At 37.3% G+C, this 23,878-nt stretch carries 14 protein-coding genes; 13 read left to right on the plus strand and 1 reads right to left on the minus strand.

Going from position 1 to position 23,878, the window contains the following annotated elements:
* The first annotated feature begins 218 nt into the window (after positions 1–218).
* The gene (locus R2Q16_RS19100; protein ID WP_316739494.1) at positions 219–1,805 is read left to right on the plus strand and encodes a sodium:solute symporter family transporter; all 1,587 of its coding nucleotides are present in this window, start codon (positions 219–221) and stop codon (positions 1,803–1,805) included.
* A 124-nt stretch (positions 1,806–1,929) separates the two neighbouring features.
* Entirely contained in the window at positions 1,930–4,095 is a 2,166-nt protein-coding gene (locus tag R2Q16_RS19105) for an amylo-alpha-1,6-glucosidase (RefSeq protein ID WP_316739496.1), read from the plus strand.
* A gap of 304 nt (positions 4,096–4,399) precedes the next feature.
* On the opposite strand, the gene R2Q16_RS19110 is transcribed toward R2Q16_RS19105, so the two are convergent.
* Complete coding sequence (locus R2Q16_RS19110; protein WP_316739498.1) at positions 4,400–5,173, minus strand: IclR family transcriptional regulator; 774 nt, start codon at positions 5,171–5,173, stop codon at positions 4,400–4,402.
* A gap of 274 nt (positions 5,174–5,447) precedes the next feature.
* Here R2Q16_RS19110 and R2Q16_RS19115 point away from each other — a divergent pair, with 274 nt between their 5' ends.
* From R2Q16_RS19115 to R2Q16_RS19165, 11 genes are all read left to right on the plus strand, one after another.
* Positions 5,448–8,207, plus strand: a complete 2,760-nt coding sequence (locus R2Q16_RS19115; RefSeq protein WP_316739499.1) for a family 78 glycoside hydrolase catalytic domain — start codon at positions 5,448–5,450, stop codon at positions 8,205–8,207.
* Positions 8,200–9,300, plus strand: a complete 1,101-nt coding sequence (locus R2Q16_RS19120; RefSeq protein WP_316739501.1) for a glycosylase — start codon at positions 8,200–8,202, stop codon at positions 9,298–9,300. The genes R2Q16_RS19115 and R2Q16_RS19120 overlap by 8 nt, the downstream gene beginning before the upstream one ends.
* Positions 9,301–9,306: 6 nt before the next feature.
* Complete coding sequence (locus R2Q16_RS19125; protein WP_316739503.1) at positions 9,307–11,865, plus strand: glycoside hydrolase family 2 TIM barrel-domain containing protein; 2,559 nt, start codon at positions 9,307–9,309, stop codon at positions 11,863–11,865.
* Positions 11,866–12,074: 209 nt separating this feature from the next.
* Positions 12,075–13,235 carry an ABC transporter substrate-binding protein gene (locus R2Q16_RS19130; RefSeq protein ID WP_316739504.1) on the plus strand — a complete coding sequence of 387 codons (1,161 nt, stop codon included), beginning with the start codon at positions 12,075–12,077 and terminating at the stop codon, positions 13,233–13,235.
* A complete protein-coding gene (locus tag R2Q16_RS19135; RefSeq protein ID WP_316739506.1) occupies positions 13,232–14,383 on the plus strand; it encodes a CaiB/BaiF CoA-transferase family protein in 1,152 nt (383 codons plus the stop codon). The genes R2Q16_RS19130 and R2Q16_RS19135 overlap by 4 nt, the downstream gene beginning before the upstream one ends.
* A 309-nt stretch (positions 14,384–14,692) precedes the next feature.
* A complete protein-coding gene (locus R2Q16_RS19140) occupies positions 14,693–15,856 on the plus strand; it encodes a CaiB/BaiF CoA-transferase family protein (protein ID WP_316739508.1) in 1,164 nt (387 codons plus the stop codon).
* Positions 15,849–17,084 carry an extracellular solute-binding protein gene (locus R2Q16_RS19145; RefSeq protein ID WP_316739509.1) on the plus strand — a complete coding sequence of 412 codons (1,236 nt, stop codon included), beginning with the start codon at positions 15,849–15,851 and terminating at the stop codon, positions 17,082–17,084. Before R2Q16_RS19140 ends, R2Q16_RS19145 begins: the two co-directional genes overlap by 8 nt.
* Positions 17,084–18,163, plus strand: a complete 1,080-nt coding sequence (locus R2Q16_RS19150; RefSeq protein ID WP_316739512.1) for a Gfo/Idh/MocA family oxidoreductase — start codon at positions 17,084–17,086, stop codon at positions 18,161–18,163. The genes R2Q16_RS19145 and R2Q16_RS19150 overlap by 1 nt, the downstream gene beginning before the upstream one ends.
* Before the next feature lie 301 nt (positions 18,164–18,464).
* Complete coding sequence (locus R2Q16_RS19155) at positions 18,465–18,905, plus strand: MaoC/PaaZ C-terminal domain-containing protein (protein WP_010603407.1); 441 nt, start codon at positions 18,465–18,467, stop codon at positions 18,903–18,905.
* 143 nt (positions 18,906–19,048) lie between these two features.
* Positions 19,049–20,338: an L-fucose:H+ symporter permease gene (gene fucP, locus R2Q16_RS19160; RefSeq protein WP_316739517.1), complete on the plus strand. Its 1,290-nt coding sequence runs from the start codon at positions 19,049–19,051 to the stop codon at positions 20,336–20,338.
* Positions 20,339–20,390: 52 nt separating this feature from the next.
* Positions 20,391–23,792 (plus strand): glycosyl hydrolase, encoded by a 3,402-nt coding sequence (locus R2Q16_RS19165; protein ID WP_316739519.1) that lies wholly within the window; start codon positions 20,391–20,393, stop codon positions 23,790–23,792.
* The last annotated feature ends 86 nt before the right edge of the window (positions 23,793–23,878 follow it).

Raw genomic sequence — 23,878 nt, forward strand, 5'->3', positions numbered from 1 at the left:
AATTAAAACGGTCGTCATTGCGAGGCACGAAGCAAGCCTACAACTTTAGTCTAGATTGCAACCGAATAAAAATTGCTTCGTACCTCGCAATGACGGGACACTTAATAGGGCCAAAGTACAGACTTCAAAACAAAAATTTTAAGCCGGCAATTTTGTTTCTTTTGTTGTCAAAAGAAAAAAGCCCGTCCGGCTAGGACAATTAATAACCAAATAAACCAATGAATAACATTGTAGAACGCTTAACCAATTTAGATTATTTCATTGTCATCGCTTACCTCGTCATTCTGGTAATTATCGGATATCGGGCAAGTTTTTCGAAAAAGAAAAGCGATGAAAACTTGTTTTTAGCGAATAAATCTTTGGGTTGGAGCAGCATTGGTTTCAACATGTGGGGCACAAATGTTGGTCCATCAATGTTGGTTGCATTCGCAAGTATTGGTTACACAACAGGCATTGTAGCTGTAAATTTCGAGTGGTATGCCTTCATTTTTTTGTTCCTTTTGGCTATTGTTTTTGCACCTAAATATTTAGCTGCAAAAGTAAGCACCATGCCCGAGTTTATGGGAAACCGTTATGGCGATTCTACCCAAAATATATTGGCTTGGTATGCCTTAATTAAGATTTTAATTTCCTGGCTGTCGCTCGGTTTATTTGCTGGCGGTGTTTTAGTTCGCCAAATTTTAGGCGTGCCGATGTGGCAATCAGTAACGGTAATTGTTGCTTTTGCAGGGCTATTTGCTTTTTTTGGAGGATTAAAAGCCATTGCCAAAGTAAATGTTTTTCAAATGATTTTGCTCATTTGTGTATCGCTCGCTTTAACGTATTTGGGATTGGAAAAAGTAGGGGGTATTACTGCGCTTTACCAAAATACCCCAAAACATTTTTGGAATTTGGTACAGCCAGCCAGCGACCCGCAATATCCCTGGTATGCTATTCTGTTAGGTTATCCAGTTTCTGCGGTCGCTTTTTTCTGTACAGACCAATCGATGGTACAATCAGTTTTGGGCGCTAAAAATTTAGAGCAAGGTCAGCTTGGCGTGAGTTTTATTGGTTGGCTTAAAATATTATCGTTGCCGCTTTTTATCGTTACTGGTATTTTGTGTTATGTTCTGTATCCTGGATTAGAAAATGCAGATATGGCATATATGACAATGGTAACAACCTTATTTCCCCCTGGAATGAACGGTTTAGTGATTGTAGTACTTATTGCGGTTTTAGTCGGCTCAATTGGCTCTTGCTTAAATTCGTTAAGCACTGTTTTTACGATGGATGTTTATGTGAAAAAACTCAATCCACAAGCAACAACAAGCCAAGTAATTAAAGTAGGTAGATTAACTGTAATTGCTGGTTGTATTTTCGCAATTTTAGTCGCTTTAGCGATAGATAACATCCAAGGTTTAAAGTTATTCGATATTTTTCAAGCTGTGCTTGGTTTTATCGCTCCGCCATTATCGGTTGTGTTTTTATCTACAGTTTTCTGGAAAAGAACAACCAAAAAAGCAGTTAACTTCACGCTTTCCGTAGGTTCTTTTATCAGTTTAGGGATTGGGGTTTGTTACTTGTGGATTTTTCCATCAACAAAATACAATTTCTGGCCACACTACTTGGTTTTATCATTCCTGATTTTTGTTTTGTTAGCCGTTTTGGCTACAACAATTTCACTTACTGATTCATCGCCATCAGTTTATAAAGTAAACGAAGAGCATTTAGCAAATACCGAGAAACCAACACGCCGAGTTTGGATTTCTTTTGGCGCTTTAACCATTATAATGATTGCCTTATACATTTTCTTTAACGGACATTAATACATAATAAATAAGTCGTCATTTCGACCGAAGCGCAGCGGAATGGAGAAATCTTTTAAAAGGACTAAAAGGTACAAAGATTTCTCCGCTACGGTCGAAAGGACGACACATAAATCCATACAAGATGAAAAACTTAAAAAAAATATTTCTAGTTACTATTTTCAGCGCATTCATAGGCCCTGTTCTGGCTCAAAAAGCATCATGGATTTGGTATCCTGGCGATTTTGATATTTATATGAGTAATGTAATGCAAAACCGCAGAACAGAACGCGGCTCATTTTTTCCTGTTTTTTGGAAAATGGATAGCCATTATGTTTTGGTCGATTTTCATAAAGAATTTACGCTAACAGAAACTGAAGAAGTTAAACTTTTTGTAGAGGGAACTTACAATGTTAAGATTGATGGTCAGGCAATTTCAGGTTTTCCAAAATCAATTAAAATCCCTGCGGGTAAACATAAATTAAGCTTAAAAGTTTACAGTCAAGGAACTGTACCTGCAATTTTTGTACAAGGGAAAACGATTGTTTCTGACGAAACCTGGTTAACTACTTTTGAAGATAAAGAATGGATTGACCAAAGTGGCAAAGTTTCAGATAAGTCGGGAACTACTTTTGTTACCGCGGGCTCATGGAATTTAACCGACCCTAATACGCTTCCATCAGCTTTCAAATTGCCTGTAAAACCAATGGCTGCCATAAGCAGAAAAAAGCATGATGGTGGCGAATTATTAGATTTTGGCAAGGAAACTTTTGGTTTTATAAAACTCCATGGATTAAGAGGCAAAGGCAGGGCTAGTCTTTATTATGGAGAATCGCCTGAAGAAGCACTTTCTACAGATAAATGTGAAACTTTAGATTATGTTGATGTTGATTTATCACAGCGTAAAGATTCAATAATGCCACTTTCAAAAGCTTTCCGTTATGTTAATCGAGAATTTTCAGGTAATGTAACAGTTGATTCAATATCAATGCTTTACGAGTATGCGCCTGTTGCCGAGCGTGGAAGCTTTAAATCATCTGATAGTGAACTGAACAAAATTTATGATGTAGCCAAATATACTTTCCACTTAAACACACGCGAGTTTTTTATCGATGGTATAAAACGCGACCGTTGGGTTTGGAGTGGCGATGCCTACCAAAGTTATCTGATGAATTATTATTCGTTTTTTGATGCACCAACAGTTAAAAGGACGCTATTGGCACAACGTGGTAAAGACCCGGTTACTGCCCACATTAACACGATAATGGACTATTCCTTTTATTGGTTCTTAGGGATATACGATTACTACAAATTTACAGGCGACCAAAAATTTGTGCAGGATATTTACCCTAGAATGCAATCGTTAATGACTTATATTGATGGTAGAAAAAACAAAAATGGTTTGTTGGAATGGATGCCAGGCGATTGGATTTTCATTGATTGGGCTGATAAATTAAGTAAGGATGGTGAGGTGAGTTTTGAACAATTACTTTACGCCAGAAGTTTAGAAACCATGGCTTTGTGTGCTAAACTTGCAAACAATAAAGATGATGCATCAAAATACGATAAGCAAGCTAAAGAACTGAAAAGTAAAATTTTCGACCTTTACTGGAATCAGAATAAAAATGCTTTAGTCCACAGCAGAATTGATGATAAGCAAACCGATAATGTAACCCGTTACGCCAATATGTTTGGTATTTTCTTCGATTATTTTACACCAGAGCAAAAAACAGGCGTTAAAAAGAATGTATTATTGAATGACAATGTTGCCAAAATTACGACACCATATATGCGTTTCTATGAACTGGAAGCATTGTGTGCGATGGGCGAGCAGTCGTATGTGCTTAAAGAAATGAAAAACTATTGGGGAGGGATGTTAAAGTTAGGTGCAACCTCCTTTTGGGAAGAATACAATCCTGATAAAAAAGGAGTGGAGCATTTGGAAATGTACGGTCGCCCGTTTGGGAAAAGCCTTTGCCACGCATGGGGTGCTAGTCCGATTTATTTATTGGGGAAATATTATTTAGGCGTGAGTCCGGTTAGTGCAGGTTACCAAACCTATACAATCGAACCTAGTTTAGGTGGCTTAGAATGGATGGAAGGTAAAGTGCCAACTGCAAATGGCGATATTTCGGTTTACATGAATAAGAAAGAAATTAAGGTGAATTCTGCGGTTGGAACAGGAACGCTTAAAATTAAAAGTAAATCGAAACCAATTGTTAAAGGTGCAACGGTTAAAGAGGTTGAGAAAGGAGTTTTTGAAATTGCAATTGAGAAAGGGAAAGATTATTTGGTGAGATATAGCGGATAGAAGCTCATTACCGTCATTGCGAGGCACGAAGCAATCTTTAAGCGCTAGATAGAAAACCTTAGTAGTAAGATTGCTTCGTACCTCGCAATGACGATAGTTTCATATTTGGAAAACCAAACCTAAGTAAACTAAACCCGATTGGAGTGGAAATACTTTTAATAAATCTATAAGGTTTTTTAAACCTTATAGATTTGAAAAAGATTGAAACGAAAAGCGGGACTGCTGTTTCCGAAGAAATGCAAGCCCCGCTTTTCAAATAATTAATAAGATTGCTTTATAATGCTTCCTCGCAATAACGAATTGGCTATACCCCAATCCTTTGCTCTATTTTTTTAACGCATTTGTACGCTTCTTCCAAAATTACATCATTTTCAATGGCTTTATCAGCGTTTAATGCATTTAGCATTGAAATGGTTAAGCAGGCAATAATGCCGTTGTTGCTGGCAATGCCGATGGGTACGGAAATATCGGTAACACCAGAAACAGAGTCGCTGTTTTTGAAATATGAACCCGTTTGTTGAATATCGGTGAGCGAATTTAAAAAATCTTCTTGTTGCGGTTTAGGATATTTCTTAAAAATGGCATTGTTTTTTAAAACTGTACTACGCTCATTTTCGGGCATATAGGCTAATAAAACCTTACCAGATGCCGTTAAGGGTAGTGGAAATAAATTTCCTTCTTCGATAGATAGCGCAATTGGCCCTGGGCTTTTTGCATGGATAATAACCATAACCTGGTTCATGTACAAAATACTGACATGGCAAGATTGGCGGATGGTATTTGCAAGTTCTTCTAATGGAAATTGTGCAGCTTTTCTAAGCTCGTCCATTGGAGAGTGGCGATGTGAAAGGTAAAATAACTTGAGCGAAAGGCGGTATTTGCCAGAAACTTCATCGCGTAAAATATAACCACGGCTCTCTAAACTCATTAACATGCGATAAATCTCGTTCGGCGTTTTTTCGATGCCTGTTGCAATTTCTGTTTGCGATAATGGCACGGATTGAGCGGATAGATATTCTAAAATATCAAGACCTTTATCTAACGCTGGTGCCTGATATTTCGATTCATTTTCTTTCATAAAGGTTTAATTTGGCTATAAAACATTTTAGCAATTTCAAACATACAAAATGCTTTTATATTTTATTAATAGATTAAATAAACATCATTAAAAAGCAAGACATGTGTTTTCATATTTAAAAAAAATATTTATATTTGAAATATGTGTAAAATTTAAAGTTAAGAAATATATTAATCTTAATTCAGAAGAAATTTAGATTTTAATTTCTGATTAATTTATACCTAGTAACCAAATAATAAACCTAAACAACATCAATAGCGGTGTAGAACTTTTAATGAGCAAAATTATAATATTTTCTTACCTGTTTTTATTTAGCATTTCGCTGTTTGGGCAAGATATAACTGTTGCTGAAGTTCGCTGTAATTACCGCAACAATCCTATTGGGGTTGATTTAAGCTCGCCAAACCTGAGCTGGAAATTAACATCATCTAAACAGAATGTGATGCAAACGGCTTATCAAATTTTGGTTTCAAGTAGCATCAATAATTTAAATAAGAATATTGGCGATGTATGGGATACTAAAAAGGTAAATTCTCCTCAATCTATTCAAATACAATACAAGGGTTCAAAACTTTCATCAACCAAAACTTATTATTGGAAAGTTAGGGTTTGGGCTAATTTAGGTAATCAATCCAACTGGAGTCAACCTGCTTTTTTGCAAATGGGTTTGTTAAATGTTGAGGATTGGAAAGGTGCAAAATGGATTGCCTACGAAAAACTTGCAGATACGAACGTAAATATTTTACCAACCGATGGTAAGAAAGACAAATACAACAGCAACAACGTGCTGCCAATGTTTCGTAAAGGATTTTCGATAAATAAAACCATTAAAAAAGCAACCGCTTTTATTTCTGGTTTAGGGCATTTTGAAATGAGTTTAAATGGTAGAAAAGTTGGCGATGATTTTCTTGCGCCAGGCTGGACGAAGTATGATAAAGAAGCATTGTATGTAACTTATGATATCACTAAACAGGTAAAAAAAGGTGCAAATGCTATTGGCATAATGCTTGGAAATGGTTTTTATTATGTTCCGCCGGTAAAAGATAGATTCAGAAAATTGAAAGTAGCTTATGGTTTTCCAAAAATGATTTGCAGGGTTTTGGTTGAGTATGCTGATGGAACGACTGAAAATATCATCAGTAACCAAAGTTGGAAAACAGATAAATCGCCCATTGTTTTTTCGAGCATTTATGGTGGTGAAGATTATAATGCAAATCTCGAGCAAAAAGGCTGGAATATCGCAGGTTTTAATGATGGCAAATGGAAATCGGCTTTAATTGTTGATGGACCAAAATTAAATGCACAGAAAGAAGAACCTGTTAAAGTATTCGAAAATTTTACCGCTCAAAAAATAACGCAGATTCAAAACGGAGAATGGGTTTATGATATGGGTCAAAATTCATCAGCCATTATCGAACTAAAAGTTCGCGGGAGAAAAGGTGATACCATTCGCATTACACCTGCCGAATTAATTAAGGATGATGGCGCAGTTACACAAAAAAACATTGGCGGCCCTTCTTATTTCACTTACATTTTAAAAGGTGATGGTTTGGAAACCTGGAAACCTAAATTCTTTTATACTGGTTTTCGCTATTTGCAAATAAAAGGTGGTACGCCTGCGGGAAAAGAAAATACATCGGGCAAAGCCGTAATAGAAAGTTTAAAAGCTCTACACGTTAGAAATGCGGCAGAAAAAGTTGGTGAATTTTCAACCTCCAATGAATTATTTAATAAAACTTTTAACCTGATTGATTGGTCGATTAAAAGCAATATGGTTAGCGTTTTTACCGATTGTCCGCACCGCGAAAAGTTGGGTTGGTTAGAGCAATTGCATTTAATGGGCAATTCGGTTGGCTATAATTACGATGCTGCACCGCTTTTCAAAAAGGCATTGCAGGATATGAAAAATTCTCAATTACCGAATGGGTTAATTCCTGAAATTGCACCAGAATATGTAAAGTTTGAATGGGGTGGCGATATGTTTCGCGATTCCCCTGAATGGGGTAGTAGTGGTATTTTGTTGCCTTGGTATTTATATCAATGGTATGGCGATAAACAGGCGATGGTTGATTATTACCCGATGATGCAACGCTACATTAACTATTTGGCAACCAAAGCTGATAACCATATTTTATCGCAAGGTTTGGGCGATTGGTATGATTTAGGTCCAAAACCTCCTGGCGTTTCTCAATTAACACCAATGGGTGTAACTGGGACAGCAATTTATTATTACGATTTAAAAATCCTTGAAAAAATGGCTGCCGTTTTAGGTAAGAATGCTGATGCAATTGCCTATTCAAACCTAGCTGTTGAAGTTAGAAAATCATTCAACAATAAGTTTTTTGATGCTAAAACGAAGCAATATGCAACAGGTTCTCAAGCTGCAAATGCGATGGCAGTTTATATGGGCTTGGTTGAAAGCGCAGATAAAAATGCAGTGATTGATAATTTGGTAAAAGATATCAGAGATAGAAAAAATAGTTTAACCGCTGGCGATATTGGTTACCGATATGTTTTACGTGTTTTGGAAGATGCAGGCAAATCGGATGTGATTTTTGATATGAACAGCCGTTCGGATGTGCCTGGTTATGGAATGCAAATTGCAAAAGGAGCAACAGCTTTAACCGAAAGTTGGGCGGCTTTGCCAACCGTTTCAAATAATCATTTTATGCTCGGGCATTTGATGGAGTGGTTATACAGCGGTGTTGGTGGCATTCGTCAGACCGAAAATTCAATCGCTTTTAATCATATTAAAATTGAACCTGAACCAGTTGGCAATTTAAAAACTGCTACTGTTAGCTACAATTCTCCTTACGGAAAAATAACTTCCTCATGGGAAAAAACCGATAAAAGCTTTACGTTGGAGCTAAATATTCCGGTTAATACAAAGGCTGATGTTTATTTCCCTGGGAAAGCAAAACAAACCATTACCGATGAATTGAATCCAAAAATGAGTGCTTTAATTATAGAAAATGGAAGGGCAAAAATCACAATAGGTTCTGGTCATTATAAATTTATATGCACAAATGAATAGAATAAATATTTTCTTATTTCTAATGTTTTGTGCCTTTGGTGTGAAAGCTCAAAACCTAAATCCAGTTTCTGCCGAAACGATGGATAAAATTTATCAGGAAGTTAGAACACCTCATAAATATGGTTTGGTTATGGTTCCAGAGGATAAAGACCATAAAATGGATTGCCCAACTATTTTTAGAAAAGGCAAAGATTGGTATATGACGTACCTGATTTTTAGCGGTCGTGGTTACGAAACCTGGATGGCAAAAAGTAAGGATTTATTGCACTGGGAAAACTTGGGTAAAATAATGTCGTTCGAAGATTCTGGTAAATGGGATGATAACCAAAAAGCTGGTTACAATGCACTTTTAGATACGAAATGGGGCGGAAGTTATCAGGCAAAGTCATTCAGCGGAAAATATTGGATGTCGTATTTCGGCGGGAAAGAGAAAGGTTACGAAGTAGAACCATTGTCAATCGGAATGGCTTTTACAAGCAAACATCCATCAATTGTGCAAGAATGGAACAGATTAGATAAACCTGTTTTAAGTTCATTAGATAAGGATGTTCGCTGGTGGGAAAATCGAAATAAGCTTTTTAAAAGTACGGTAATTGAAGATAAAGAACGCTTAACCGGACATCGCTTTGTAATGTATTACAATGCTGTGGGCGATTCTTTGGCGAATAATAAAAAAACACGTTGGTACGAGCGGATTGGTATGGCGGTTTCTGATGATATGATTAACTGGCAACGATTTAACAAAAATCCTGTTGTTCATCATCCTGTCGGGATAACGGGAGATGGCGTAATTCAGCAAATTGGTAATCACTATGTGATGTTTTATTTCGGTGCCTTTTGGGAGGATAGAAAGGGCTCTTTTAATCGCTTTGCGGTATCAAAAGATTTAGTAAACTGGACCGATTGGACAGGCGATAATTTAATTGAATCATCAGAAAAATACGATGATTTGTATGCACATAAATCATTTGTGTTAAAATATAAAGGTGTGGTTTATCATTTTTATTGTGCCGTAAACAAGCAAGATCAACGCGGAATTGCAGTGTCAACATCAAAAGATTTAGGTAAAAGTAAAGTGAATTTTGTTCAATAATTAAAGATGAAAATAACTCAGCTTACATATAGAATATTAGTTTTAACACTTTTGATATCGGCATCGCGTCATTGCGAGGCTTCTGGTTTCGTCATTTCGACTGAAGCGCAGCGGAATGGAGAAATCTTTGAACATGGTTTAACTACAAAAGGAAAAGATTTCTCCACTACGGTCGAAATGACGACAAATTCAACTCCTCGCTCTCGCATAAGCTTCAATAAAGATTGGAAATTCTTTTTAGGCGATGAACCTGGCGCAAAATCGCCTGCATTTATCGATACAAAATGGCGTAAATTAACTTTGCCCCACGATTGGAGTATCGAAGGGAAATTCGATGAGAAAAACCCTGCGAAACCGGAAGGCGGTGGTTTGCCAACTGGAATTGGTTGGTACAGAAAAGAATTTACGGCACCTGCAAATTTTCAGAACAGATTAATAACAGTTGAATTTGATGGCGTTTACAAAAACAGCGAAGTTTGGGTAAACGGGAAATATTTAGGGAAACGTCCTTATGGCTATTCTTCATTTTCTTACGAGATAAGCAAATTTTTAAAAACCGGCAAAAACATTATTGCGGTTAAGGTTGATAATTCTGCACAACCAGATTCTCGTTGGTATTCAGGTTCGGGTATTTATAGAAACGTTTGGTTAACCTCAACCGCTAAAATCGCAGTTGCAAACTGGGGAACTTTTGTTAAGGCTGATTTTGTTAAGGCGAATGCTAATGATGTTCATTATCCAGAAGCTCATGCAGTTGTTGAGATAAATACAAAAATTATAAATATAACAGGTAAAATTCAGTCTGCTATCATAATTGAGAACATCTTCGACCCAAATGGTAAATTAGTTAATGAATCAAATTATAAAGTTAAAAAAATAGGCAAAGAAGAAAGTTTATCAACCATTTTTTATGACTTAAGAAATCCAATCCTTTGGTCTGTAGAAAATCCAAAACAGTACAAATTAGTTACCCAAATTCTTCAGAATGGTAAAGTAATCGATAGCTATGAAACCAAATTTGGTATTCGTTCTTTCAATTTCGATGTACAAAAAGGCTTCTCTTTGAACGGAAAACCAATGAAAATTTTGGGCGTTTGCTTGCACCACGATTTAGGCGCATTAGGTGCTGCAGTTAATGTGCGAGCAATGGAACGTCAATTGGAAATTATGAAAGAAATGGGCGTCAATGCCATTCGTACGGCACATAATCCACCAGCGCCAGAGTTTTTAGATTTATGTGATAAAATGGGTTTTTTAGTGATGGATGAAGCTTTTGATATGTGGGCGAAAAAGAAAAATAAAAACGATTATCATCAGCATTTTCCCGAATGGCACAAACGTGATTTGGAAGATATGGTTCTTCGCGACCGTAACCATCCGTCCATCATTTTATGGAGTATTGGTAATGAAATTCGCGAACAATTTGATAGCACAGGGATTGCACTTACAAAAGAGTTGGTTGGCATCGTTAAAAATTTAGATAAAACGCGTCCAGTTATTTCGGCATTAACAGAAACCGATTCGACGAAAAATTTTATGTATCAGGCGAAAGCTTTGGATATGTATGCCTTAAATTATAATCACAAAAAATACGCTGATTTTCCTAAAAATTATCCTGGGGTTAAATTTATTGCTGCCGAAACTACATCGGCTTTAGAAACCAGAGGTTTTTATGATACAGCCGATACCATTCGCCGCTGGCCGCGAGATGGTAAAACCAAATTTGTTGAAGGAAACAAAGAATGGTCGGCATCTGCTTACGATAATGTTTCTGCTTATTGGGGTTCTACGCATGAAGAAACCTGGGCGGCAGCTAAAAAGTACGACCATGTTTCTGGCTTATTTGTTTGGACGGGTTTTGATTATTTAGGCGAGCCTTTGCCTTATCCGTGGCCTGCCAGAAGTTCATATTTTGGTATTGTAGATTTAGCTGGTTTTCCGAAGGATTCTTATTACATGTATCAAAGCGAGTGGACAAATAAACCTGTTTTGCACATTTTGCCACATTGGAATTGGGAGCAAGGTAAATCGGTAGAAGTTTGGGCATATTACAATAATGCCGATGAAGTAGAATTTTACCTGAATGAAAAATCTTTAGGCAAAAAATCAAAACAAGGCGAGGATTTGCACATTAAGTGGGATGTAAATTTCGAGCCTGGAACATTAAAAGCTGTATCCCGTAAAAATGGTAAAGATGTTTTAGTTCGTGAGGTAAAAACTGCCGGAGCACCTGCAAAAATTGAATTAATTGCCGATAGAAAAGATATCAAGGCCGATGGTAAAGATTTATCATTTGTAACCGTTCGCATCTTAGATGCTAATGGAAATGTTGTGCCAAATGCAGATAATTTAGTTGATTTTAAAGTTGAAGGAAATGGTTTTATTGCTGGTGTTGATAATGGCTTTCAAGCAAGTTTAGAACCTTTTAAAGCCAATTACCGCAAGGCATTTCATGGTTTGTGTTTGGCTATTTTACAATCAACAGAAAAAAACGGAACCATTAAGTTAACAGCTACATCAAATGGTTTAGCTTCTTCATCAGTTACAATTAATACTTATAAATGATGATGAATTTTTTTGAAATAAGATTGTGGTTGTCATGCTGAGGAACGAAGCATCTGCAAACGATGGAAAACTGTTTTAAAAATGGCAGCAGTATTTGTTGGGTTTGCAATGAATAGGTTGGAGATCCTTCGCTGCGCTCAGAAAGACAAAAAGCATATTGCCGTTGACTTCAGTCAACGGTTTAGAAAAAAATAAATAGAGGAAATAAAGTGGAGAAGACGATAAATTTAAAAGGAATAACCTGGAATCATAGTCGCGGATTGTTGCCGATGCAAGCAACTGCGCAGCGATTTTCTGAATTGAACCCAAATGTAAACATCACTTGGGAGAAAAGAAGTTTGCAGCAATTTGCCGATTTTTCCATTCAGGAATTGGCAGAGCGATTCGATTTATTGGTTATCGACCATCCTTGGGCGGGTTTTGCCGCTAAAACAAAATCAATTGTACCATTAGATTTTTACCTATCGGAGGAATACTTGAAAGACCAGGAAGAAAATTCTGTTGGTCAATCTTACGAAAGTTATTTTTACGATGAACATTTATGGGCTTTACCAATTGATGCAGCAACGCCTGTAGCCGCTTCCCGACCAGATTTATTTACTGCAAAAGGTTTAGAATTGCCAAAATCATTTGAGGATTTATTAGCACTTGCAGATAAAAGTTTGGTTGCTTTTGCGGGCATCCCAATTGATGTTTTAATGAATTTCTATACGCTTTGCTGTTCTTTAGGTGAAGACCCTTGCCAGGATGATGAAAAAGTTGTTTCTGCCGAAATTGGTGTAATAGCCTTGCAAATGTACCGCGAATTGGCATCGAAAATCGATAAAACTAATTTCAACAGAAACCCAATTCAAGTTTATGAAGCCATGACACAAAGTGATGATATTGCTTATTGTCCATTTGCTTATGGCTACTCAAATTACTCAAGAAATGGATATGCCCGTAAAATGCTTTATTTTCACGATATGATTTCCTTAGATGGAAAAAATAATTTGAGAAGCACTTTAGGCGGAACAGGTTTAGCCATTTCTTCAAAATGCGAAGCATTGGAAATTGCCGCTAAATATGTAGAATTTGTAGGTGCTCCAACCTGTCAAGCCACATTATTTTTCGAGAATGGCGGTCAGCCGGGGCATTTAGCGGCTTGGAAAAATGAAGAAGTAAATCGCCAAAGCCAAAATTATTTTGCAAACACTTTACCAGCTTTACAACGGGCTTTTCTTCGTCCACGTTATCATGGTTCAATGTATTTTCAAGACCATGCAGGCGATGTTGTTCGCGATTATTTGATGAACGGCGGCGATGAAAATCAAGTTTTATTAAAAATGAATCAGTTATATCAAAAATCTAAAAGTTTAGTTTTATCATGAACAGGCCGTTAGAAGGACTTTTGGTTTTAGAGTTTTGCCAATTTCTGGCAGGACCATCAGCTGGTTTAAAACTGGCTGATTTAGGAGCTCGTGTAATCAAAATTGAGCGTCCAAATTCGGGTGATGCTTGCCGACAGTTATCCATAAAAAACCTATTTGTTGATGAAGATAGTTTGCTCTTTCATACCATCAACCGAAATAAAGAAAGTTACGCAGCCGATTTAAAAAATCCTGAAGATTTAGCAAAACTGAAACAATTAATCAGTAAAGCTGATGTAATGACACATAATTTCCGTCCTGGTGTAATGGAAAAAATTGGTTTGGATTACGAAAATGTTAAACAAATCAATTCGAAAATTATTTATGGAGTGGTTACAGGCTATGGCAACGAAGGACCATGGAGAAACAAGCCAGGTCAGGATTTATTGGTGCAATCCGTTTCAGGCTTAACTTTTTTGTCGGGTTTAGATACCGACGGACCTGTTCCTTTTGGTTTATCAGTTTCTGATATCATGTGTGGAAATCATTTAGCGCAAGGCATTATGGCGGCTCTAATCAAAAGGGCAAAAACCAATAAAAGCGTTTTAGTTGAGGTAAGTTTGTTAGAATCGATTCTTGATGTACAGTTTGAAGTGATTACAACTTATTTAAATGATGGCGGTAAACTACCAGACAGAAGTGGGGCAAAGGGTAGTGCACATGCTTATTTGAGTGCACCTTACGGGATGTACGAAACCAGAGACGGTTACATCGCAATGGCGATGGGCAACCTTCCAAATATTTGCAACATCATAAAATGCGATATCAGCGATTTATACGTGGAAGCGGGTTCTGCTTTCGACAATCGGGATAAATTAATTGTGCGTTTGGCGGAAAGGTTTAAACAAGACGATACCAAAAACTGGGTTAACCTTTTAGAAAATAATGGAATCTGGTGTGCAGAGGTTTTGAATTATCAAACCGCAACGGCATTAAGCACTTATAAAAATTTACAAATAGAACAAGATTTAGAATTGAGTAACGGTAATAAAATTAGGACAACCGTTAGTCCAATTCGTCTGGATAATGAGAAATTATTTGCCACGAAAGCAGCACCAAAACTGGGTATTGATACGCAGGAAATAAATAAAGAGTTTGAATTAAGTTAGTTCGTCATTGCGAGGTACGAAGCAATCTTATTTAAAAAATGCTTGTTATAAATTACAGTTACAAGGAGATTGCTTCGTACCTCGCAATGACGAGGTGCAAATATGAAATGAGTAATAACAAGTTAGTGTTAGGCCAATTGTTACGTTGAGTCTGTCGAAACGCATTAAAAAGTTCTTCGACAAGCTCAGAATGACAAATTAAACGAAATAAATAACAGTCCTCACCCTGAATTTTCAGGGCCTTAAGCAAAAAGATGCTGATCCCGAAAATTCGGGACAGCATGACGAGTTTTTAATAAAAAATAAATTATGCGACCGCTTGAAGATTATTTAGTTATCGATTTTAGTCAGTTCCTTTCGGGACCGTCTGCGAGTTTGCGTTTAGCCGATATGGGCGCCCGTGTAATCAAAATTGAACGTTTGGGCGTTGGCGATATTTGTCGTACGCTATACACTTCAAACCTGATTATGAATGGCGAATCCTCAGTTTTCCATGCCATCAACAGAAATAAAGAAAGCTTTGAGGTTGATTTAAAAAGCGAAGAAGATTGTGAAATGGTTCGCGAGCTGCTAAAAAAGGCCGATGTAATGATTCATAATTTCCGCCCGGGCGTGATGGAGCGTTTGGGCTTCGATTACAAATCGGTTGCCGATTTAAATCCTTCTATTATTTATGGCGAAATTTCGGGTTATGGCACAGAAACAGACTGGAAAAATAAACCTGGCCAGGATTTGCTGCTACAATCTGTTACGGGCTTAACTTCCTTAACAGGCAACGCCGATAGCGGCCCTGTTGCAATGGGTTTATCCATTGTAGATATGCTGGCAGGCGCACATCTGGCACAAGGATTATTGGCTTGTTTGTATCGCAAAGCGATAAAAAATGAGGGCGGTTTTGTGCAGGTAAGTATGATGGAATCGGCTTACGATTTTCAGTTTGAAACCATTACATCTTATCTAAATGATGGCGGAAGTTTACCAGAACGCTCCAAAAGGAATAATGCCAATGCTTATTTAGGTGCACCGTATGGTATTTATCAAACAGAAAATGGCTATTTGGCATTGGCAATGGGTTCCATTCCTCAACTCGGGGATTTGCTCGGATGCGATAAGCTTTTAGATTACATAGCCATTGAAGAGGCTTTTGATAAGCGAGACGAAATCAAGGCCGTTTTAGCAGAACATTTGTTAACTGAAACAACCGAAAGTTGGCTTTCTAAATTAGAACCAGCCGATATTTGGTGTGCCGATGTTTTAAATTGGAATGCTTTAATGGCTCATGATGGTTTCAAAGTTTTGAATATGATACAGGAAGTTGAAATGGTCGATGGCTACAAATATGAAACTACCCGTTGCCCAATCCGTATTGATGGAGAATTATTAACTTCACCAAAAGGTTCGCCAAAATTAGGTCAGGACAACGAAAAAATCATCAAAGAATTTATTGCCCAGAATACAATCGCAAATGCATAATCAAGCCGATACTTTTAGAATAGCCGTCCGTAAATATGCACCTTTTGAGTCTGCAATGCAGAAATTTTGGGATAAATATTGTGCGTTTTCTGGTTGTAAAATGAAACTCGAAATGGTAGTGATGGATTTGCATGAGCTTTACGAAAGCACCATTATAAATAAAGGCTTAGAAAATGGCGATTTTGATGTAGCGCACATCAACACGGATTGGATTTATGAGGGTTATTTAAGCCATGCTTTCGAAGTTTTAAATCCTTATATCAACAACAATAAGCCTGTCGATTTCCCAAAGGGATGGAGCAAATCCTTATTGGGTTTACAGCGTTTTGGATGGGAAGTTGTGGGTTTACCTTTCCATGATGGACCAGAATGTTTCATATATAGAAAGGATTTATTTGAAAATGAAACGGAGCAGGCTAACTATTTACAACAATTTGGAAAAATATTAGAAGTGCCAAAAACTTGGGAAGATTTTCATCGGGTAGCTCAATTTTTTAATCGCCCTGCGGATAAATTATATGGCAGTATCTTCGCTTGTTACCCCGATGGACACAACACAGTTTTCGATTTTTGTCTACAACTTTGGACTAGAGGTGGAATTTTGGTTGATAAAACAGGAAACATTCAAATCAATTCGCAAGCTGCTATTGATGGCTTAGATTTTTACCGCAAAATCGTAAATGATGAAACAGCGGTTCATCCAAAATCTGCCGAATTTGAATCTGTAGCCGCTGGAATTGCTTTTTCGCGAGGCGAGGCCGCAATGATGATAAATTGGTTTGGCTTTGCCGCAATGTGCGAAGTAGATTCAAACTCAAAAGTAAAAGGTAAAGTTGCAGTTGATTTATTGCCATCAGCGGTTGGCAAAAACTCTGCATCTTTAAATGTCTATTGGCTTTACACCATCGCCAAAGGCAGTAAAAATAAAAATGTTGCCTACGATTTTTTAAGGTTTGTAACTGATGTTGAACAGGATAAAATGTTAACGTTGGAGGGTGGAATTGGTTGTAGAATTTCGACCTGGAAAGATGCGGAAGTGAACGAAATTATTCCGTATTACCATAAACTGGAAGAATTGCATGAGGTGGCAAATATGCTTCCGCAACATAAAAACTGGACTTCAATAGCCAAAATAATTGATGAAATGGTTTTGAAAGCGGTGAATACGGAAGCGCAATCGGCAGTTTTGATTGAGCAGGCACAAAACCAAATTAACAAATTTAATTAATGAGTTTCGAAATTAAATATAAACCAGAATTGCCCAAAACCAAGCAGCCAATCATCATTATTGGTGCTGGTGGAATTGTTGCTGATGCGCATTTGCCAGCTTATAAAATTGCAGGTTTTGAGGTTTTTGGAATCGTAAACAGAACGAAAGAAAGGGCGCAAAAATTAGCAGATGCTTTTGGCATTCAGAATGTATTTAACACGGTTGCAGAGGCTGTAGCAAATGCACCAGAAAATACAGTTTACGATTTAACAACGATGCCTGCGCAGTATATCGACGCTTTAAGTCAATTACCAAATGGAAGTGCTGTTTTAATTCAAAAGCCAATGGGCGATGATTTTGAACAGGCCAATGAAATTTTGGCGCTTTGTAAAACGAAAAACCTGAAAGCAGCAATTAATTTTCAATTGCGTTTTGCGCCCTTTGTTAGTGCAGCCAGATTTTTAATTAATAAAGGTTTAATTGGCGAATTGTACGATATGGAGGTTCGGGTGACAATTAAAACGCCTTGGGAGATTTTTCCTCACGTAATTATTCATCCGCGTTTGGAAATTCAGTACCACAGCATTCACTACGTTGATATGATTCGCTCTTTTTTAGGAAATCCGGCTAGCGTATTGGCGAAAACGTTAAAACATCCTGCAAAAAACTTGTCATCATCTCGTTCTACAATTTTAATGGATTATGGCGACACAATGCATGCGGTAATTAACACCAACCACGACCATGATTTCGGTCCAAATCACCAGGGAAGTTATATAAAATGGGAGGGAACTAAAGGTGCAATTGTAGCTAAAATAGGTTTGCTTATGGATTACCCACATGGTGTGCCTGATGCTTTTGAATATTGCCTGGTTGAAGAAGGTAAATCACCAGAATGGCAAATGGTAAAATTAGAAGGCTCTTGGTTTCCAGAGGCTTTTATTGGTACAATGGCAAATTTAATGCGATTTAATGAAGGAAGTGATGAAGTTCTGCATACTAGTGTTGAGGATGTAATACAAACGATGGCGGTTGTAGAAAGTGCGTATAAATCGAGCGATATTGGAGGGGTTACGGTTTCGGGTTATAAGTTGTAGGTTATAAGTTAGAAGTTTGGGCGCACATCGTCATTGCGAGGCACGAAGCAATCTTTTTAGGTTTGTCTTGGCCAGACGGGCTTTTTTCTTTTGACAACAAAAGAAACAAAATTGCCGGCTTAAAATTTTTCTATTAAAGTTTCTGCTGAGGCTTGGTAAGTGGAATCCGAAAAATTTGTTAGGCCGGATTAAAGTAGAACGAAGATGTAGTGAGTAGGCTTAGTAGGGTGTTAATGCCAAAAATGCATAATACAGTTCATGATTTCAATCATGATGAATTAAAAAAATAAAAAATATTAAAATGTATTTCAAATCAACATTTTTTGAAGATTATCAATTACAAGATAAACGCGTAACCTTAGGTCGCACGATAACGGAAACCGATTTCGTAGTACACGCGGGCCACACAGGCGATTTCTTCCCACATCATATGGATGCAGAATGGTGCGCCACGCAACCTTTTAAACAACGTATAGCGCACGGAACGATGATTTTTAGCATTGGCATAGGTTTAACAGCATCAGAAATTAATCCTGAAGCGATGTCAAAAGGATATGATAAATTACGTTTTGTAAAACCTGTTTTTATTGGCGATACCATTCATTCGGAAATCACCATCTCAGAAAAAGGAGAGAGCAAAAGACCCGAATATGGAACCGTTACCGAACACGTCGAAATCATCAATCAGCATGGCGAAGTTGTTTTAGTTTGCGACCATTTACTTGTAGTAAAGAAGAAATAAGTTTAGTAGGTCATTGATTCACTGTTTATTAGTTAAAATACTATTCAAACTAATGAACTATATTGTTAGCTAATACAAGCGCTTACAACTGAACAAATGACTAATGAACGAATCAACCATTGAACCAAAATAAACCAAATATAATGAACCACAGCACACAACCAGAAATCATATCGGAGCATAGCCCTGCCTCAGAAAAAAAGTATTTATTGCCATTTATTTTGGTGGTAAGTCTGTTTTTTCTCTGGGGGATGGCACATAACTTAGACTCGATCCTTATACCGCATTTAAAAAAAGCTTGTAATTTAAGTAATAGCCAATCAACGCTGATTGATACCTCTGTATTTCTTGCTTACTTTTTAATGGCTATCCCTGCGGGAATTCTATTAAAGCGTTTCGGCTATAAATCAACAATGATAACAGGTTTACTGGCATTCGCCTTTGGTGCATTTCTCTTTGTTCCAGCAGCGAATAACTTATCATACATTACTTTTTTGGTTGCATTATTTATTATCGGTTGCGGTTTAACTTTGCTAGAAACATCAGCAAATCCTTATGCAACCATTTTAGGTAATCCTGATAAAGCGGCATGGAGAATTAATTTGGCAGCCACGTTTAATGGTTTGGCAGCGCCATTGGCTACAGTTGTTGGTCGGTTTATTCTTTCTGGTAAATCGCACACGCAAGATGAATTAGCCGCAATGACCGAAACGGTTAGAAACAATTACTTTTTAACCGAGGCATCAACAGTAAAAACACCATACATCATTTTAGGGACAGTGCTGGTTTTGGTAGCAATTCTATTTTATTTTATGAAACTGCCAGAAGTTAAAACCGCTAGTAAAGATGGTATTTCGCAGGGCAGTTTTTTAGGCGCTTTAAAACATAAGCATTTGCGTTGGGCCGTAATTGCTCAGTTCTTCTATGTTGGTGCTCAGGTTTGTGTAACTAGTTTCTTTATTAGGGCGGCACAACAAGCAGGTGGCTTTGATGAATACACAGCACTTTATTATCTGGGTTTATACGGTACATTATTTTTGGTAGGGCGTTTTGTTGGTACTGCCTTACTTCGTTATATCGCCTCAAATAAACTGTTAGCAATTTATGCTGTGGTTTGTGTACTGCTAAGCATTGTTGCCATTACAGGAACTGGCGTGGTAGTAGTTTATGCCTTAGGCGGATTAGGTTTTTTTATGTCGATTATGTTTCCCACAATTTTTGCTTTAGGTATTGATGGTATTGGCGATGATACCAAGCCAGGTTCATCATGGTTAATTATGTCAATTGTTGGTGGCGCAATTTTGCCTTATGCAATGGGTAGTTTAATTGATGCTTATGGCGATAATATCCAAATCGGTTATAGCATTCCGCTGGTTTGCTATTTGATTATTTTATTCTTCGGATTACGAGGATATAAAATCGTTCATAAATAATTATCAATTCGTTATTGTTAGACACAAAGCAATGCCGAAAACAAAATTAATCATGAAATTTAGGTTTATAATACTCTTATCATTTTTTCTGCTTTGTGCTTTTTGCTTCATGCTTAAAGCACAGCAGAACGATAACGCAAAACCTTGGGTATTTTGGTATTGGGTAAAGGGTGCGGTTTCGAAAGAAGGAATAACTGCCGATTTGGAAGCCATGAAAACCAACGGCATTGCTGGTGCTTATTTAATGAGTATTCAAGGACCAGATAAAACGCCAGTTTATAGTCCGCCAGCAGTTCAGCTTACGCCAGAATGGTGGAAATTGGTGGAGTTTGCCATGAACGAAGCAAAACGGTTAGATTTAAAATTAGGCATGCATGTAAGCGATGGTTTTGCTTTGGCTGGCGGACCGTGGATTACGCCAGAACTTTCAATGCAAAAAGTTATTTGGTCGAAAATAAGTATCAACAAATCCATCCACAAAATAAATTTACCTAAACCAGAACATAAAGAAAATTATTATAAAGATATTGCGGTTTATGCTTATCCGTCGCCCATTGGAGAAGGAATATCAACCCGAACAATAATTCCAAAAATCACATCAAGTAACAGTGTTGATGCGAGTGGCTTGGTTCAAGTTGGTAATAAAAAAAGCTTTGGTTCAAGTGAGCCATGTTACATACAATACGAATTTGAAAAGCCATTTACCTGCCGAACGGTCACCATCAAAATCAGTGGAAATAATTATCAGGCGCAAAGATTAGCCATTGAAGTAAGTGATGATGGAAAAATATTTCGCGCTGCCGGGAGGTTAGAAGCGCCGCGACATGGTTGGCAAGATACCGATGAAGATGTAACGCATTCCATCACACCGATAACAGCAAAATATTTCAGGTTTATTTACGATAAAAAAGGTTCTGAACCTGGCTCAGAAGATTTAGATGCAGCAAAATGGAAACCATCCTTAAAATTGGTCAATCTGGAATTATCATCAGCAGCGCAAATAAATCAGTTCGAAGGTAAAAATGGTTCCATTTGGAGGGTTAGCAAAAGAAGTACGGATGAGCAAATCGCCAAAAATCTCTGTGTTCCCTTAAATAAAATCATTAACCTAACGGATAAATTAAATCCTGATGGAAGCTTGAACTGGAAAATACCAAATGGGAACTGGACGATTTTAAGACTCGGACATACCTCAACAGGACATACCAATGCAACAGCAGGTGGAGGTAAAGGCTTGGAAAGTGATAAATTTAATCCAGAAGCTGTAAAACTGCAGTTTGATAGTTGGTACGGTGAGGCTTTAAAGCATGGCGGATCAGAAATTGCAAAGAAAGTTTTAAGCACTTTTCATGTGGATAGTTGGGAATGTGGAAGTCAGAATTGGTCACCGTTATTTAAGTCAGAATTTTTAAAGCGCAGAGGATACGATTTAACGCCGTATTTGCCAATTATGACTGGATTACCTGTCGAAAGCACAGAATTATCTGAGGGCTTTTTATACGATGTGAGAAGAACCATTTCTGAATTGGTTGTCGATCAGTTTTATAAAACCTTAGCCAAACTCGCTAAAGAGCAAGGCGTAACTTTTACAGCTGAAAGTATTGCACCAACCATGATGAGCGATGGATTGTTACATTACAAAACAGTTGATGTGCCCATGGGTGAGTTTTGGTTGAATAGCCCTACGCATGATAAGCCAAACGATATGTTGGATGCCATTTCTGGCGCACACATTTATGGGAAAAACATTATTCAGGCGGAAGCTTTTACAACTGTGCGCATGGATTGGAATGAAAGTCCTGCCAATATGAAAACCCTGCAGGATAGAAATTATGCTTTGGGAATTAATAAATTAAGCTATCATGTTTTTACACACAATCCTTGGATAGATAGAAAACCCGGAATGACTTTGGATGGGGTTGGATTGTACTTTCAACGCGACCAAACCTGGTGGAAACTGGGTAAAGCTTGGATTGATTATGCAGAACGAACACAAAACCTTTTGCAGCTAGGCAAACCTGTAGTTGATATCGCAGTTTTTACTGGCGAAGAATTGCCCCGTCGCTCGGTTTTGCCAGATAGATTGGTAGAAACTTTACCGGGAATTTTTGGCGATGATGTAGTTGAATCAGAAAAGAAACGTTTAGCAAATGTTGGCGAACAATTAAGACAAATTCCAGCAGGAGTTACACACTCTGCAAACATGGCCGACCCAGAAAATTGGGTAAATCCACTTCGTGGTTATGCTTATGATAGTTTTAACCCTGATGTGCTAAGCGCAGCAACGGTCAAAGATGGTAATGTTGTTTTCGAAAGTGGCGCAACCTATAAGGTTTTAGTATTTACTGGAAAGTTAAAGTTAAATCCAAATTATGAGTACCTCAGTTTTGAGACAGTTAAAAAATTAGGAGAGCTGATTAAATTAGGTGCAAAAGTAATTGTTGCTGAAAAACCTTTGTATCAAACTGGACTCAAACAAGTTTCAAATTCAGATTTTAATATGCTTGTTGATGAAATATGGGGCGGAAATTTTGAATCGTTCAAAAGTGGAGGTAAGCCAATTTACGTTAAGAAATTAGGTTTAGGTCAGGTTTTTAGAGCGCCGTTTGAGGGGAATGATTTTACAAGTTTAGGTTTAGAAAAGGATTTGGATATAAAAGATGATTCATCAAAAACTTATGCTAAAAATCTCACTTATACGCACAGAAATGATAAAGATGTCGATTTATATTTCATTTCAAATCAGGAAAATAAAACTCGTGAATTAAATTTTTCATTTAGAATAAACGGCAAAATACCGAAGCTTTATAATGCTGTTTCAAATAATACAATTGCTTTAAAAGATTGGTCGATTAAAGATGGAAGAACGAACATTCGGCTCAAGATGGATGCAAATCAATCGTCATTCATTCTATTTGATAAAAATACAACAAATACACAAGTTGCAAATGGCAATAATTGGTCAACTTTTAAACCAATTCAAGATATTTCTAAAGATTGGGAAGTTAGCTTCGATGCTACTTATGGTGGGCCATCAAAGCCAATTTCATTTAGCGAATTGATGGATTGGACTAAGCATCCAGATAGTTCAATCAAATATTATTCAGGTCCTACTACCTACACCAAAGCTTTTAATCACAACGGAAAAAATAAAAACATTTGGATTGATTTAGGTGGTTTTTCAAGTATGGCAGCTGTAAAAGTTAATGGAATAGACTGCGGCACTTTATGGACTGCGCCGCATCGTCTTGATATTAGTAAAGCCATCAAAAAAGGTAAAAATATAATTAAAATTGAAGTGGTAAATACCTGGGCTAATCATTTAATTGGCGATAGTAAATTACCAGAAAATAAAAGACTTACAAAAACAACAGCACCTTTCAGGTTAGAAGGGAAGCCACTTAATCCTGCGGGTTTGTTTGGGCCTGTGGTTATACAGTTGGAGGAAAATTAAATCGTTCGTCATTGCGAGGTACGAAGCAATCTATTTTGATATTTAGATTGCTTCGTGCCTCGAAATGACGGCAAAAAAATATAGCA

Origin of the sequence: Pedobacter aquatilis, from assembly GCF_032678425.1 — a bacterium.
Lineage (GTDB): Bacteria > Bacteroidota > Bacteroidia > Sphingobacteriales > Sphingobacteriaceae > Pedobacter > Pedobacter aquatilis_B.

Excerpts from the sequence above, each read along its gene's own strand:
- R2Q16_RS19100 (WP_316739494.1), top strand. The coding sequence starts at position 219 with ATGAATAACATTGTAGAACGCTTAACCAATTTAGATTATTTCATTGTC.
- R2Q16_RS19105 (WP_316739496.1), top strand. The coding sequence starts at position 1,930 with ATGAAAAACTTAAAAAAAATATTTCTAGTTACTATTTTCAGCGCATTC.
- R2Q16_RS19110 (WP_316739498.1), bottom strand. The coding sequence starts at position 5,173 with ATGAAAGAAAATGAATCGAAATATCAGGCACCAGCGTTAGATAAAGGT.
- R2Q16_RS19115 (WP_316739499.1), top strand. The coding sequence starts at position 5,448 with ATGAGCAAAATTATAATATTTTCTTACCTGTTTTTATTTAGCATTTCG.
- R2Q16_RS19120 (WP_316739501.1), top strand. The coding sequence starts at position 8,200 with ATGAATAGAATAAATATTTTCTTATTTCTAATGTTTTGTGCCTTTGGT.
- R2Q16_RS19125 (WP_316739503.1), top strand. The coding sequence starts at position 9,307 with ATGAAAATAACTCAGCTTACATATAGAATATTAGTTTTAACACTTTTG.
- R2Q16_RS19135 (WP_316739506.1), top strand. The coding sequence starts at position 13,232 with ATGAACAGGCCGTTAGAAGGACTTTTGGTTTTAGAGTTTTGCCAATTT.
- R2Q16_RS19140 (WP_316739508.1), top strand. The coding sequence starts at position 14,693 with ATGCGACCGCTTGAAGATTATTTAGTTATCGATTTTAGTCAGTTCCTT.
- R2Q16_RS19145 (WP_316739509.1), top strand. The coding sequence starts at position 15,849 with ATGCATAATCAAGCCGATACTTTTAGAATAGCCGTCCGTAAATATGCA.
- R2Q16_RS19150 (WP_316739512.1), top strand. The coding sequence starts at position 17,084 with ATGAGTTTCGAAATTAAATATAAACCAGAATTGCCCAAAACCAAGCAG.
- R2Q16_RS19155 (WP_010603407.1), top strand. The coding sequence starts at position 18,465 with ATGTATTTCAAATCAACATTTTTTGAAGATTATCAATTACAAGATAAA.
- fucP (WP_316739517.1), top strand. The coding sequence starts at position 19,049 with ATGAACCACAGCACACAACCAGAAATCATATCGGAGCATAGCCCTGCC.
- R2Q16_RS19165 (WP_316739519.1), top strand. The coding sequence starts at position 20,391 with ATGAAATTTAGGTTTATAATACTCTTATCATTTTTTCTGCTTTGTGCT.